At 72.6% G+C, this 12,397-nt stretch carries 15 protein-coding genes; 11 read left to right on the top strand and 4 right to left on the bottom strand.

Annotation, left to right across the window (positions count from 1 at the left end; translation table 11 throughout):
• Nucleotides 1-21: 21 nt before the first annotated feature.
• The 5 genes from ACIBJG_RS29595 to ACIBJG_RS29615 all read left to right on the top strand — a co-directional run bounded on the left by ACIBJG_RS29595 (nt 22) and on the right by ACIBJG_RS29615 (nt 4,593).
• Nucleotides 22-1,422: a wax ester/triacylglycerol synthase family O-acyltransferase gene (locus tag ACIBJG_RS29595; RefSeq protein WP_399312044.1), complete on the top strand. Its 1,401-nt coding sequence runs from the start codon at nt 22-24 to the stop codon at nt 1,420-1,422.
• Between the two features lie 120 nt (nt 1,423-1,542).
• Nucleotides 1,543-2,526, top strand: coding sequence for an aldo/keto reductase (locus ACIBJG_RS29600; protein WP_399312133.1), 984 nt, complete (start codon nt 1,543-1,545; stop codon nt 2,524-2,526).
• Nucleotide 2,527: 1 nt separating this feature from the next.
• Nucleotides 2,528-2,839, top strand: coding sequence for an L-rhamnose mutarotase (locus tag ACIBJG_RS29605; RefSeq protein ID WP_399312045.1), 312 nt, complete (start codon nt 2,528-2,530; stop codon nt 2,837-2,839).
• A 1-nt stretch (nt 2,840) separates the two neighbouring features.
• Nucleotides 2,841-3,698 carry an amidohydrolase family protein gene (locus ACIBJG_RS29610; RefSeq protein ID WP_399312047.1) on the top strand — a complete coding sequence of 286 codons (858 nt, stop codon included), beginning with the start codon at nt 2,841-2,843 and terminating at the stop codon, nt 3,696-3,698.
• Nucleotides 3,699-3,732: 34 nt separating this feature from the next.
• A complete protein-coding gene (locus ACIBJG_RS29615; protein WP_399312049.1) occupies nt 3,733-4,593 on the top strand; it encodes an Fpg/Nei family DNA glycosylase in 861 nt (286 codons plus the stop codon).
• Between the two features lie 6 nt (nt 4,594-4,599).
• Here ACIBJG_RS29615 and ACIBJG_RS29620 read toward each other — a convergent pair whose 3' ends face one another.
• Complete coding sequence (locus ACIBJG_RS29620) at nt 4,600-5,241, bottom strand: zf-HC2 domain-containing protein (RefSeq protein WP_399312051.1); 642 nt, start codon at nt 5,239-5,241, stop codon at nt 4,600-4,602.
• A 279-nt stretch (nt 5,242-5,520) separates the two neighbouring features.
• On the opposite strand from ACIBJG_RS29620, the gene ACIBJG_RS29625 reads away from it, so the two are divergent.
• The 4 genes from ACIBJG_RS29625 (at nt 5,521) to ACIBJG_RS29640 (ending at nt 9,365) form a co-directional block, all read left to right on the top strand.
• A complete protein-coding gene (locus tag ACIBJG_RS29625) occupies nt 5,521-6,273 on the top strand; it encodes a LytR/AlgR family response regulator transcription factor (RefSeq protein WP_399312052.1) in 753 nt (250 codons plus the stop codon).
• A gap of 64 nt (nt 6,274-6,337) precedes the next feature.
• Nucleotides 6,338-6,700: a hypothetical protein gene (locus ACIBJG_RS29630; RefSeq protein WP_356317991.1), complete on the top strand. Its 363-nt coding sequence runs from the start codon at nt 6,338-6,340 to the stop codon at nt 6,698-6,700.
• Nucleotides 6,697-8,178 carry a cation acetate symporter gene (locus tag ACIBJG_RS29635; RefSeq protein ID WP_326733838.1) on the top strand — a complete coding sequence of 494 codons (1,482 nt, stop codon included), beginning with the start codon at nt 6,697-6,699 and terminating at the stop codon, nt 8,176-8,178. Before ACIBJG_RS29630 ends, ACIBJG_RS29635 begins: the two co-directional genes overlap by 4 nt.
• Nucleotides 8,175-9,365: a sensor histidine kinase gene (locus ACIBJG_RS29640; protein WP_399312055.1), complete on the top strand. Its 1,191-nt coding sequence runs from the start codon at nt 8,175-8,177 to the stop codon at nt 9,363-9,365. The genes ACIBJG_RS29635 and ACIBJG_RS29640 overlap by 4 nt, the downstream gene beginning before the upstream one ends.
• Before the next feature lie 18 nt (nt 9,366-9,383).
• Here ACIBJG_RS29640 and ACIBJG_RS29645 read toward each other — a convergent pair whose 3' ends face one another.
• Entirely contained in the window at nt 9,384-9,896 is a 513-nt protein-coding gene (locus ACIBJG_RS29645) for a hypothetical protein (RefSeq protein ID WP_399312057.1), read from the bottom strand.
• 124 nt (nt 9,897-10,020) lie between these two features.
• On the opposite strand from ACIBJG_RS29645, the gene ACIBJG_RS29650 reads away from it, so the two are divergent.
• On the top strand, nt 10,021-10,218 hold the full coding sequence (locus ACIBJG_RS29650; RefSeq protein WP_399312059.1) for a zf-HC2 domain-containing protein: 198 nt from the start codon (nt 10,021-10,023) through the stop codon (nt 10,216-10,218).
• On the opposite strand, the gene ACIBJG_RS29655 is transcribed toward ACIBJG_RS29650, so the two are convergent.
• Nucleotides 10,152-10,721 (bottom strand): sigma-70 family RNA polymerase sigma factor, encoded by a 570-nt coding sequence (locus tag ACIBJG_RS29655; RefSeq protein ID WP_399312061.1) that lies wholly within the window; start codon nt 10,719-10,721, stop codon nt 10,152-10,154. The two genes, ACIBJG_RS29650 and ACIBJG_RS29655, sit on opposite strands and share 67 nt — an antisense overlap.
• Before the next feature lie 184 nt (nt 10,722-10,905).
• Nucleotides 10,906-11,367 carry a universal stress protein gene (locus tag ACIBJG_RS29660; RefSeq protein WP_399312062.1) on the bottom strand — a complete coding sequence of 154 codons (462 nt, stop codon included), beginning with the start codon at nt 11,365-11,367 and terminating at the stop codon, nt 10,906-10,908.
• Between the two features lie 164 nt (nt 11,368-11,531).
• Here ACIBJG_RS29660 and ACIBJG_RS29665 point away from each other — a divergent pair, with 164 nt between their 5' ends.
• Nucleotides 11,532-12,377, top strand: coding sequence for a polysaccharide deacetylase family protein (locus ACIBJG_RS29665; protein ID WP_399312064.1), 846 nt, complete (start codon nt 11,532-11,534; stop codon nt 12,375-12,377).
• The last annotated feature ends 20 nt before the right edge of the window (nt 12,378-12,397 follow it).

The following is a 12,397-nucleotide window of genomic DNA, read 5'->3' on the forward strand; positions in this document are numbered from 1 at the left end:
CTTCCATGACATGAGGACCCGTTGGGCACTGAGCTACTGGCACCTCTCGATCTGGCCTTCTGGCACCTCGAGTCCGATGCACACCCCATGCACCTCGGTGCGCTCGCCGTCTTCGCGCCGGGCGGCCACCGGGCCCCCGGGCCCGACGGCCTCCTCGAACTGCTCGGCACCCGGGCCGCCGCCATCCCGCGGCTGCGGATGCGCGTACGCGACGTGCTGCTGCCCGTCGGGGGCGCGGCGTGGTCGGTGGACAAGGACTTCGACGTCCACCGGCACGTCAAGCGGGTGCGACTGCCCGAGGCGGAGACCGCCGGCGAGGGCGAGGCCGCCTTCATGGCGGCGGCCACCGGGCTCGCGGGAGAGCTGATGGAGCAGCCGCTGCGCAGAGGGCTGCCGCCCTGGGAGATGTACGTCATCGGCGGCGACCCGGACGGCCCCTTCGCCGTCCTCGTCAAGCTCCACCACGCGCTCGCCGACGGAATGCGCGCGGTCGCCATCGGAGCCGGGATCTTCGACGAGATCGCCTCGCTCTCGGGCCGTAGCCGGCCGGGGCCGGCGGCCGGACGGGTGCGCCCCGTGCCGCCGCGCTCCTGGATGCCCGGTCCCCGCCAGGTCGCGGGCCTCGCCCTCGGACGGATCGAGGACCTCGGCCGGGCCTTCGGCGTCGGGGCCTCACTGGTACGCGCCAGCCGTCTCGATCTGCGCGGCGCACCGGCCCTCAGCGCCAGCTCCTCCGGCACCCGGCGTCTCGCCACGGCCGATCTCGACCTCGAAGCAGTGCAGCGGATCCGCCGGGCGGCGGGCGGCACGAGCAACGACGTGCTGCTCGCGGTCGTGGCGGGCGCGCTGCGCCGCTGGATGCTGGAGCGCGGCGAAGCGCTGCCCGGTGCCGATCCGCGCGCCCTGGTCCCCGTCTCCCGGCGCCGCCCGGGCGGCGCGGCCGCGGCCAACGGCAACCGGCTCTCCGCCTACCTGCTGGGCCTTCCCGTCTCCGAACCCGACCCCTGGGAGCGGCTGCGGGCCGTCCGCGGCGCCATGGACCGCAACAAGTCCGCCGGGCCGCTGCGCGGGGCCGGGGCGGTCGCGGTACTCGCCGACCAACTGCCGTCGCTGGCCCACCGATTCGGTGCGCCGCTCGCCGGGAACGCCGCCCGGATGCTCTTCGACGTGCTGGTCACCAGCGTGCCGCTGCCGCGCTCGGCCCTCTCGCTCGGCGGCTGTCCGCTGCGTGCGCTCTACCCGATGGCCCCGCTGGCCCGCGGTCAGTCCCTGGCCATCGCGCTGACCACGTACGGCTCCACGGTGCAAATCGGCCTGGTGGCCGATGGCAAGGCGCTTCCCGATCTGGCGCGGCTGGGGCGCTGCGCCGAGGAGGAGGTGGCCGAACTGCTGACGCTGCTACCGGTGAACGCCACCACATAGATCGGACAGATCGCGAAGCAATTGCCGCTGTTGATGTTCTCCGAGGTGTTGACGCGCCCAAGTGATCCGATGAATATTCGCTGTGTGCAGGAAGCGATCTTCGGGGAGGGCGACGGAAACATGCGGCGCAACAAGCTGGGAAACAGCGCGGTCGAGGTCACCGAGCTGTCCTTCGGGGCAGCCGCCATCGGCAATCTCTTCAGCGCTGTGGAGCCCGCACAGGCGGCGGCCGCCGTCGACGCCGCCTGGGACGAGGGCGTCCGCTACTTCGACACCGCGCCGCACTACGGGCTCGGGCTCTCCGAACGACGGCTCGGCGAGGCCCTGCGCGGCCGGCCCCGCGACGCGTACGTCCTGTCCACGAAGGTGGGCCGGGTACTCGAACCGCTGCCCGGCGGCGGGGCCGCCGCCTCCGACTCGCTCTCCGAGGGCTTCGCCGTCCGCGCCACGCACCGCAGGCGCTGGGACTTCAGCGCCTCCGGTGTCCGCCGCAGCATCGAGGACAGCCTGGAACGCCTCGGCCTCGACCGCATCGACATCGCCTACCTCCACGACCCCGACGACCACGCAGAGGCCGCCTTCGGTGAGGCCTACCCGGAACTGGAGAAGCTGCGGGCCGAAGGGACGATCGGGGCCATCGGGGCCGGCATGAACCAGACCGCGATGCTCACCCGTTTCGTCGTCGAGACCGACGTCGACGTGGTGCTCTGCGCCGGCCGCCACACCCTCCTCGACCAGTCCGCCCTGACCGATCTGCTGCCCGCCGCGGCCGCGCGCGGCCGCAGCGTCGTCGTCGGCGGCGTCTTCAACTCGGGCCTCCTCGCCGACCCGCGCCCCGGAGCCACGTACGACTACGCCGCCGCGCCGCTGAACCTCCTCGACCGGGCCCTTCGTCTGAAGGCCGTCACCGAGGGCCACGGGGTGCCGCTGCGCGCCGCCGCCCTGCACTACCCGCTCGCCCACCCGGCGGTCGCCGGCGTACTCGTCGGCACGCGTTCCCCCGACGAGGTGCGCGACGCCGCCGCCCTGCTCCGCCGGGAGATCCCCGACGACCTCTGGGACGACCTGCGCGCCGAGGGCCTGCTGACCGAGAACGGACACTGAGATGCGTATCGCCCTGCACACCAAGGTCCGTGCGGACCGCACAGCCGAGTACGAGGCCGCGCACCGCGAGGTCCCGGCCGAACTGACCCGGGCGATCCGCGCGGCGGGCGCCACCTCCTGGACGATCTGGCGCAGCGGCACGGACCTGTTCCATGTCATCGACTGCGACGACTACGCCCGGCTCCTCGCCGACTTGGAACAGCTCCCCGTCAACGTCGCCTGGCAGGCCAGGATGGACGAACTCCTCGACGTCTCGCACGACTACTCGTCGGACGGCGCCGAAGCGGGCCTCCCCGTCGCCTGGGAGCTGTGAGATGACCGGCCGCCCCCGCATCGTCGACGCCCACCACCATGTGTGGGACCTCTCGGTACGCGACCAGGACTGGATCACCGGCGAGGAACTGGCCCCCCTGCGACGCGACTTCACCCTCGCCGACCTGGAGCCGGAGGCCCGGGCCAACGGCGTGTGCGCGACCGTGCTCGTCCAGACCGTCACCGTCCCGGAGGAGACCCCCGAGTTCCTCGCGCTCGCCGAGGGCGGCGAACTCGTCGCCGGCGTCGTGGGCTGGACCGATCTCACCGCCCCGGACGTCGCCGACACCCTGGCCACCCTGCGCGAGCTCCCCGGCGGCGACCGGCTCGTCGCCCTGCGCCACCAGGTCCAGGGCGAACCCGACCCGCGATGGCTGCTGCGCGCGGACGTACAGCGCGGACTGGCAGCCGTGGCCGACGCCGGACTGGTCTACGACCTGATCGTCCAGTCCCACCAGCTGCCCGCAGCCGTCCGGGCCGCCGAAATGCTGCCCGGGCTCACCTTCGTCCTCGACCACGCGGGCAAACCGCAGATCGCCGCCGGGCGGAAGCTCCCCTGGGCCGACGACCTGCGGGCGCTCGCCGCCTTCCCGAACACCGTGTGCAAACTCTCCGGCCTGGTCACCGAGGCGGACCCGCACGACTGGACGGTCAGGGACCTGCGCCCGTACACCGACACGGTCCTCGACGCCTTCGGGCCCGGCCGGCTGATGTTCGGCTCGGACTGGCCGGTGTGCCGGCTCGCGGCGACGTACACCGAAGTCGTGGAGACCGCGCTCGTGCTCCTCGACGGCCTCGCCGACGACGAGCGGGACGCCGTCCTCGCCACCACGGCCGAGCGCGTGTACGGCCTCCGGTAGGCGCCGGGGCGAGCCCTGCGGCAGGCTGGGAACCATGCCCGAACTGCCGGAAGTCGAAGCCCTGCGGGTCTTCCTCGACGACCACCTGGTCGGCAGGGAGATCGACCGCGTCCTGCCGCTCGCCATCAGCGTCCTGAAGACGTACGACCCGCCGCTCACCGCCCTGCACGGCGGCACGGTCACCTCGGTCCGGCGGCACGGCAAGTTCCTCGACATCGCCGTCGGCCCGCTGCACCTGGTCACCCACCTCGCCCGGGCCGGCTGGCTCCACTGGAAGGAGAGCTTCCCCGCCGCTCCGCCGCGCCCCGGGAAGGGCCCCCTCGCGCTGCGTACCGTCCTCACCGGCGGCGACGGCTTCGACCTGACCGAGGCGGGGACCACCAAACGCCTCGCCGTGCACCTGGTCCACGACCCGGCCGAGATCCCCGGGGTGGCCCGCCTCGGGCCCGACCCGCTCGGCCCGTCCTTCGACCGTGACGCCTTCGCCGCCCTGCTGGACGGGGAACGGCGCCAGATCAAGGGCGCCCTGCGCGACCAGTCGCTCATCGCCGGCATCGGCAACGCCTACAGCGACGAGATCCTGCACGTCGCGAAGATGTCCCCGTTCAAACTCACCGCGCGCCTCACCGACGAAGAGATCACCACGCTTCACACAGCCCTGCGCACCACGTTGAACGACGCCGTCGCCCGCTCCAGCGGACTGGCGGCCGGACGGCTCAAGGCCGAGAAGAAGAGCGGCATGCGCGTCCACGGGCGCACCGGCGAGGCATGCCCGGTCTGCGGGGACACCATCCGTGAGGTGTCCTTCAGTGACTCGTCGCTCCAGTACTGCCCGACCTGCCAGACGGGCGGCAAGCCGCTGGCCGACCGACGGCTCTCCAAGCTGCTCAAGTAGCGCGCTTCAACGGGTGAGCCGCAGCAGCCGCCGCCCCGCCGCCGTACGCACCTCGAACCGGTCGATGGCCCCGGGCCGCAGAGCCGCGCCCCCGCTCAGCCGGATCGGCGCCTCGCCCGGAGCTGCCGACGACCAGGTGGCCACGGTCTCCTCGTCACCGCCCCGGCCCACCGCGACCAGCGAGCACACCCCGGACTCCGGCACCCCCGACACCTCCAGCCCGACCTCGGCGCCCCACTCGCGCGCCCCCGCCGTCACGACAGCCGTCATCCCGGAAATCCGGTCCACGGCCGTCCACCGCTCGGGCCCCTGACCTGCGCCGGGTACCGCGAACAGCGCCCCGGACGCGAGCACCACGGCGGCCGCCACCAGAACCAGGCGCCGCCGCCGCGTCCTGCGCCGCCCGGCAGCCACCGCCCGAGTGGCCCGCCGCACCAGACCGGGACCGGCCCGCACCACGGGATCGATACCCGGTGGCGTCAGCCGGGCGTACCGCCCCAGAGCGGCCGCCACCCCGCCGAGCTCCGCCACCCCGCCCGCACACCGCGGACAGGCCTCCAGATGCTCCTCGAAACGGAAGGCGTCGGCGGCGCCGAGCACGCCCAGGGCATAGGCGCCGACATCGCGACGGTGGGGCGGGGTGCACATGCCGTCCCGTACGGAAACAGCCCGTGAATCACTCAGCAGACCCGCCTGCGTCGCGCCGTACAGGCCTCAGACCGCCCTGTACATGGGGGGCGGCGTCGCGGGTCTGGGTACGCACTCCCCCAACTCTCGGCTTCGCTCGAGCCGGGAGGGGCCCCCTCCGGCGTTGTCGTCAATCACCAGGGCTCCGCCATGGCTCAATCCTCCGCCTTGCAGCTGCACGCACCCAGACCCGCTCCTTCACCCACCCCCCATGTACAGGGCGGTCTAAACTCCGGCCTCATGCTCCGCGTACTCGCCGTCGACGACGAAGAACCCGCCCTGGAGGAACTGCTGTACCTCCTGCGCGCCGATCCCCGGATCCACAGCGCCGAGGGAGCCACCGGCGCAACCGAGGCGCTGCGGCGCATCGGCGGTGCCGTCGACGCCGGACCCGACGATCCCGCAGCCATCGACGTCGTCTTCCTCGACATCCACATGGCGGGACTCACCGGACTCGATGTCGCCCAACTGCTGGCCGGGTTCGCCGCGCCCCCGCTCATCGTCTTCGTCACCGCCCACGAGGGCTTCGCCGTGCACGCCTTCGACCTCAAGGCCGTCGACTACGTCCTCAAACCCGTGCGCCGCGAACGCCTCGCCGAAGCGGTGCGGCGCGTCGCCGAACAGGTCGGCGAGCGCTCCGCACCCGCCCATGACACCGCACACGACCAGATCCCCGTCGAGCTGGGCGGCGTCATCCGCTTCATCCCGATCGACGACATCGCGTACGCCGAGGCCCAGGGTGACTACGCCCGCCTGCACACCGCCACCGGCAGTCACCTGGTCCGTGTCCCCCTGACCACCCTGGAGGAACGCTGGCGCACCCGCGGATTCGTCCGCATCCACCGCCGCCATCTCGTGGCGCTCGGCCGGATCGACGAACTGCGCCTGGACGCGGGCAGCATGAGCGTGCGCATCGGTACCGCCTCGCTCGCCGTCAGCCGCCGCCACACCCGTGCGCTGCGCGATCTGCTGATGCGGCAGACCGGCCGCTGACCAGCGTCTACCCGGGCGCGGACCCCTTCCCAGCGGGGTCGGGTGCTGCGTACACTCCGGCCCCATGTCCGCAGAGCCAACGCCCCGGCGTGAAGTGGTGACGGGGGAGCCCCGCCGGGTGCGTCCGCTGCCTCGCTACCGCACCCAGTCGGAGATCGACGAGCAGACCGCGCTCGGCGGCGCGTACGTCCGCTCGCTGATGCGCAGCCAGCTCCGCGCCGGACTCACCGCGTTCACCGTCCTCGCCGTCGTCGTCGGCACCCTGCCCCTCGTCTTCGAGGCCCTGCACAGCTCCGCCGTCGTCTGGGCCGTCCTCGGCTTCGCCGCCTACCCGCCGCTGACGCTCCTCGCCTGGTGGTACGTACGCAGGGCCGAGCGCAACGAGAGCGACTTCGCCCGGCTCGTGGAAGGCCGCCCCGCACAGTGAGCCGCACCTACGCGGTGGCGGCCGTCGCCGCCGTCGTCCTCGCCACCGTCCTCGTCGGCGGGTTCGGGCTGCGCATCTCGCGCACCACCTCCGACTTCTACGTCGCCTCGCGCACCGTACGGCCCCGGCTGAACGCTGCCGCGATCAGCGGCGAGTACCTCTCCGCCGCCTCGTTCCTCGGCATCGCCGGTCTGGTGCTCGTCCACGGACCCGACATGCTCTGGTACCCGGTCGGCTACACCGCCGGCTATCTGGTGCTGCTCGTCTTCGTCGCCGCCCCGCTGCGCCGCTCGGGGGCGTACACCCTGCCCGACTTCGCCGAGGGACGGCTCGAATCCCGACAGGTGCGCAGACTCGTCAGCGTGCTCGTCGTCGGCGCCGGCTGGCTCTACCTCGTCCCGCAGCTCCAGGGCGCCGGACTCACCCTCAAGATCCTTACAGGGGCGCCCGGCTGGCTCGGCGACGTCCTCGTCGCCTCCGTCGTCGTCCTCGCCGTAGCCGCCGGCGGGATGCGCTCGATCACCTTCGTACAGGTCTTCCAGTACTGGCTGAAGCTGACCGCGCTCCTCGTCCCCGCCATCTTCCTGGTGCTCGCCTGGCAGGGCGACGGACGGCCCCGCGTCACCTTCGACGAACAGCTCTCCGTCTTCCGCGCCGACCACCCGCTGTACGCCACCTACGGGCTCATCGTCGCCACCTTCCTCGGCACCATGGGCCTGCCGCACGTCGTCGTCCGCTTCTACACCAGCCCCAACGGCCGCGACGCCCGCCGCACCACCGTCGCCGTCCTCGCCCTGATCGGCGTCTTCTACCTGCTGCCGCCCGTCTACGGAGCCCTCGGCCGGCTGTACGCACCCGAGCTCATCCAGGGCGGCGACGCGGACGCCGCCGTGCTGCTGCTGCCCGGCCGGGTCATCGGCGGGCTCGGCGGCGACCTGCTCGGCGCGCTCATCGCCGGCGGCGCCTTCGCCGCGTTCCTGTCGACCGCCTCCGGACTGACGATGGCCGTCGCCGGAGTCATCACCCAGGACGTCCTGCCCTCACGCGGCGTACGGCACTTCCGGCTGGCCACCGTCCTCGCCATCTCCGTCCCGCTCGCCGGTTCGCTGATCGTCAGCCGGGTACCGGTCGCCGACTCGGTGGGGATGGCGTTCGCCGTGTCGGCGTCCTCCTTCTGCCCGCTGCTGGTCCTCGGGATCTGGTGGCGCAGGCTCACCCCGCCCGGGGCCGTGGCGGGACTCGTCCTGGGCGGCGGGTCCGCGCTGCTCTCCGTCGCCATCACCGTCAGCGGGGCGGTGCGCCCGCCCGGCTGGCCGCACGCCCTGCTCGCCTGGCCCGCCGTCTGGTCCGTGCCCGTCGGCTTCCTCGCCATGATCCTGGTCTCGCTCGCCACGCCGGGCCGGATACCCGCCGGCACCAACGCCGCGATGACCCGCTTCCACCTGCCCGAGGCACTCACCGCCGGGAGGCACCGATGACCGGTGCCGGATACGCCGTCATCGTGCTCCTCGCCCTGCTGCTGTTCGGCGGCGGCCTGCTGACGGGCCGGCGCACCGCACGCCCCGTCCGCACCAGCGACGTCGGCACACCCGTCGAACACGCCACGTTCGAGACCCTGCACACCGCATCGCTCGCCGCGCCCCCGCTGCGCGCCGGACTGACCGAGGAGAGCGCCCGCAGATCCGCCCGCAGGCTCCGTTCGCTGCTCGGCACCGACGCCCTGTGCCTCACCGACCGCGACCGGGTCCTCGTGTGGGACGGCGCGGGCGACCACCACGGCCGGCACGTCATGGAGGAGGTGGGAGACCTCCTGGCCAGTGGCCGCGACACCGCCTTCCGCAGCGAGTGCGAGGACCTGGACTGCCCGCTGCGCTGGGCCGTCGCGGTGCCGCTCACGGTCGACCACCGGGTCCTCGGCACGCTGATCGCCTACGCCCCGCGCGAATCCGCTGTCCTGGCGAGGGCAGCGGGCGAGGTCGCCCGCTGGGTCTGCGTACAGCTGGAACTCGCCGAACTCGACCGCTCGCGCACCCAGCTCATCGAGGCCGAGATCAGGGCCCTGCGCGCGCAGATCTCCCCGCACTTCATCTTCAACTCACTGGCAGCCATCGCCTCGTTCGTCCGAACCGATCCCGAGCAGGCCCGCGAGCTCCTCCTGGAGTTCGCCGACTTCACCCGCTACTCGTTCCGCAGCCACGGCGACTTCACCACCCTCGCCGACGAGCTCCACTCCATCGACCAGTACCTGGCCCTCGTCCGGGCCCGGTTCGGCGAACGCCTCTCGGTCACCCTCCAGGTCGCCCCGGAGGTGCTGCCCGTGGCCCTGCCGTTCCTCTGCCTCCAGCCCCTGGTCGAGAACGCCGTCAAACACGGACTCGAAGGAGCCGTCACCTCCAGCCGCATCACCATCAGCGCGCTGGACGCCGGCTCCGAGGCCGAGGTCGTCATCGAGGACGACGGCACCGGCATGGACCCGGAGCGGCTGCGCCACATCCTGCGCGGGGAAGGCGGAAAGTCCACCGGCATCGGACTGCTCAACGTCGACGAACGGCTGCGCCAGGTGTACGGGGACGAGTACGGGCTCGTCATCGAGACGGGCATCGGCGCCGGCATGCGCATCACCGTACGGCTGCCGAAGTACCGCGCCGGGGTGCACGGCTCCTGAGCCGGCGGCGGGCAGGCGTCAGTACAGGTGGATCGAGAGGTGGCCCAGCGGCAGCCCCAGCTGCCAGGCGGGTGTCCACACCTGGGCCGCCGCCCCCTCGTCCTCCGGCTCACGGGGGCTTTCGGCCGGCTCCCACGGAGGCGGGCCGATCGCGTCCAGGTCGGCCGCCAGGAGTTCGGTGTCCTCCAGCCACCGCCAGGCCGCGAGGGCCAGTGCGAGGTCCGGGCCGGTGTCGCCCGCCGCCTCCAGCGCGTCGAGCCGTGCGCAGACCCAGCCGCGCCACGGGGGCCCGTACGCCGTCAGCAGCCGCAGCTCGTCCACCCGGGCGGCGGGCAGCGCCTCGGCCACCGCACCGTCGGAGAGGAACACGGTCAGGGCGAGCGCGTCGCGCCCCGCCCGGTACTCCAGCGTCGCCGGCTCCATCAGTTCGCCGGTCCGCAGCAGTTCGTCGGCGAGGTACTCCGCGTACATCCAGGCCATCGGGATCAGCAGCCCGCCGTCACTGGATCCGCCTTGACGTTCCGGACGCATCCGGTCTCGCCCCATTCCGTTCTCGGTACGGCCCTACACGCAGCATTGAACCGGGGGAGCGCGCCCCGCGTGGCCAGAAGGACAGGATCCGTCGGACCGGATCCGTCACAGACACGAGGTTGCGATGACCGCCGACCCAGGGGAGGGACCGCACATGCGGCAGTTGCTCGGCGCCTACGTCCTGCACGCGCTCCCGGACGCGGAGGCGTTCCGCGTCGCCCGCCATCTCCAGGACTGCGACCGCTGCGCCGCCGACTACGCGGCGGTCGTGGAGGCGGCAGACCTGCTGTCCCTGCTCACGGAGGAGGACCTGCTGGAATAGCCGGGCAGGTTGTGGGAGAGCAGACGCAGAGCGTAGTAGGAACGGGACTTCACCGTCCCGGCGGGTATCCCGAGCACCTCGGCGGTCTCGCCCACGCTCAGCCCCCTGAAGTAGATCTGGACGAGCACCGCCCGGTGCTCCGGGCTGAGGGTGCGCACAGCCTTCCGTACATCGAGCGCGGACACCGCGGACTCCGCGGTGTCCTCCCGGCCCGGAGCGCTCTCCAGCACCGCGTCACTGACCTCGGCCGGCCGGGCCAGCCGTGACCTGCGGGCGTCGATCGCCAGCCGGCGCCCGACCGTGAACAGCCAGGGCCGCATCGACTCGTACGGGCCGTCGAACGCCTCCGGGTGCTGCCAGGCCCGCACCAGCGTCTCCTGGAGGAGATCCTCGGCCCGCTGCCGGTCGCCGAACGTCAGGCCCAGCAGGAAATGGAACAGGGCCGGTCCGTGCGCACGCTGCAGATCCGCGAGTGCCCGCTCATCGGTCGTCGTCGTGGTCATGGTGAACGCCCTTCCCCGCGGAGGTCCCTGCCGCCTCGCTGCTGACTGGCGTATACGAACGCATTCACGCCCCGGGGAACAGGACAAACGCGGCCCTGTGCGACGAGCGGTCGCACAGAGCGGCGAGTGGTGCGGTGAACGGTCGGGCGGCGGTGACGGGGGGCCGGCGGGAGCGGGGGCGGCCCTACGGGACCACGGTGACGGGCCAGCGCCCGGCCTTCACCAGACGTACGGCCACCGAACCGATGAACCGGTGCCCCGCCGATTCGGACGCGCCCACCACGACGGCGTCCGCCTTGAGTTCGTCCGCCGCCGTCACCAGACCGTTGTAGGGATCACCGCGGAAGGTGTGGAACTCCCAGCGGACATCCCATATGTCCTTCATCCGCTCCGTCGACTCCCGGATCTCGCTCACCAGACCCTCCGCTACGTCCCCGGTCGCATCGCCGACCGGTGCGCCGAGTGCGGCACCCGCCGTCAGTACGGGCTGGACGTAGACGAGGGCGAGCATGGCCCGCTGCCGGCGGGCGAGACCTGCGGCGTACGCCGCGGCGCGCATGGAGGACTCGGAACCGTCGAGGCCCGCGACGATCACTTTCGGGCCGTCTGTGCCACGTTCGAACTGGTGGGGCTGCTGATCTGTCACGGCAGTGAGGCTATCGGCTCGCCCGGCCGGCCCCGGCCCGGGCTCCCGAGTGCCCCGGCGCGCTGCCGGCGGTCGCGCGGACGCGCTCCCTCCATTGGGTGCAAAACCCTCCGTAACCGGTGTCGTTGAGAAGGGAGACAGAGCGGATGTGCGAGCAGTTGGTCATGAAGAATGATCAGATGCCGCCGATGCGCAGAACGCTGCTGAGGCTGGCTGCCGGGCTGGGCGCCGCCACTGTCGTGCGCCTGGTCGCGGCGGACTCCGCCGGTACCCCGTTCCGGCGTCCCGCGCCGCCGTCGGCCGCCGCGGCCGGTCCGCAGGCAGCCGCCCTGCGGACCCGGCCGCTCGCCTACCGCCTGCGACCCATGACCGCGAACAACCCGCCCCACTACCGTCCGGCCGCGCCACCGGTCCGCACCCGCCCCTTCGAGGAACTGCCCGACATCGGCCGGGCCATGGTGCTGAGCTTCGACGACGGACCCGATCCCCTCTACACCCCGCACATCCTGGACACGCTGCACAAGCACGACGTACGCGCGATGTTCTTCCTCTGCGGGGAGATGGCCCACGACAACGAGGACCTGGTCCGCAGGATCTCCGACGAGGGCCACACCGTCGGCAACCACTCGTGGACCCACCCGCTGGTCACCAAGCTCTCGCGGGCCGGCGTGACCGACGAGCTGGGCCGTACCAGCGAAGTGATCGAGAAGGTGACCGGCGCCGCGCCGCTCTGGTACCGGGCGCCCTACGGGGCCTGGAACCGGAACTCGTTCGAGGTCGGGGCCGCGCTGGGCATGGAACCGATGGCGTGGACGGTGGACACCCTCGACTGGACCGTGCCGGGCACCGACAGCATCGTCCGCCGGGTCAGGGAGGGCGCGGCGCCCGGGGTCGTGGTGCTCTCGCACGACGCGGGCGGCAACCGTTCGCAGAGCGTGGCCGCGCTGCGCCGCTATCTGCCCGGGCTGCTGGACGAGGGGTACCGGATCACGGTGCCGGAGCGCCGCTGAGGGGGGCTGCGACTGCTGCC

Origin of the sequence: Streptomyces sp. NPDC050422, from assembly GCF_044458665.1 — a bacterium.
GTDB lineage: Bacteria > Actinomycetota > Actinomycetes > Streptomycetales > Streptomycetaceae > Streptomyces.

What these genes read in the sequence shown, in the direction of transcription:
- ACIBJG_RS29620 (WP_399312051.1), bottom strand. Translation starts at nt 5,241, where the DNA reads ATGTGCACCCCGCCCCACCGTCGCGATGTCGGCGCCTATGCCCTGGGC.
- ACIBJG_RS29655 (WP_399312061.1), bottom strand. Translation starts at nt 10,721, where the DNA reads ATGACCACGACGACGACCGATGAGCGGGCACTCGCGGATCTGCAGCGT.
- ACIBJG_RS29650 (WP_399312059.1), top strand. Translation starts at nt 10,021, where the DNA reads ATGACCGCCGACCCAGGGGAGGGACCGCACATGCGGCAGTTGCTCGGC.
- ACIBJG_RS29640 (WP_399312055.1), top strand. Translation starts at nt 8,175, where the DNA reads ATGACCGGTGCCGGATACGCCGTCATCGTGCTCCTCGCCCTGCTGCTG.
- ACIBJG_RS29610 (WP_399312047.1), top strand. Translation starts at nt 2,841, where the DNA reads ATGACCGGCCGCCCCCGCATCGTCGACGCCCACCACCATGTGTGGGAC.
- ACIBJG_RS29665 (WP_399312064.1), top strand. Translation starts at nt 11,532, where the DNA reads ATGAAGAATGATCAGATGCCGCCGATGCGCAGAACGCTGCTGAGGCTG.
- ACIBJG_RS29600 (WP_399312133.1), top strand. Translation starts at nt 1,543, where the DNA reads ATGCGGCGCAACAAGCTGGGAAACAGCGCGGTCGAGGTCACCGAGCTG.
- ACIBJG_RS29615 (WP_399312049.1), top strand. Translation starts at nt 3,733, where the DNA reads ATGCCCGAACTGCCGGAAGTCGAAGCCCTGCGGGTCTTCCTCGACGAC.
- ACIBJG_RS29630 (WP_356317991.1), top strand. Translation starts at nt 6,338, where the DNA reads ATGTCCGCAGAGCCAACGCCCCGGCGTGAAGTGGTGACGGGGGAGCCC.
- ACIBJG_RS29645 (WP_399312057.1), bottom strand. Translation starts at nt 9,896, where the DNA reads ATGCGTCCGGAACGTCAAGGCGGATCCAGTGACGGCGGGCTGCTGATC.
- ACIBJG_RS29605 (WP_399312045.1), top strand. Translation starts at nt 2,528, where the DNA reads ATGCGTATCGCCCTGCACACCAAGGTCCGTGCGGACCGCACAGCCGAG.
- ACIBJG_RS29625 (WP_399312052.1), top strand. Translation starts at nt 5,521, where the DNA reads ATGCTCCGCGTACTCGCCGTCGACGACGAAGAACCCGCCCTGGAGGAA.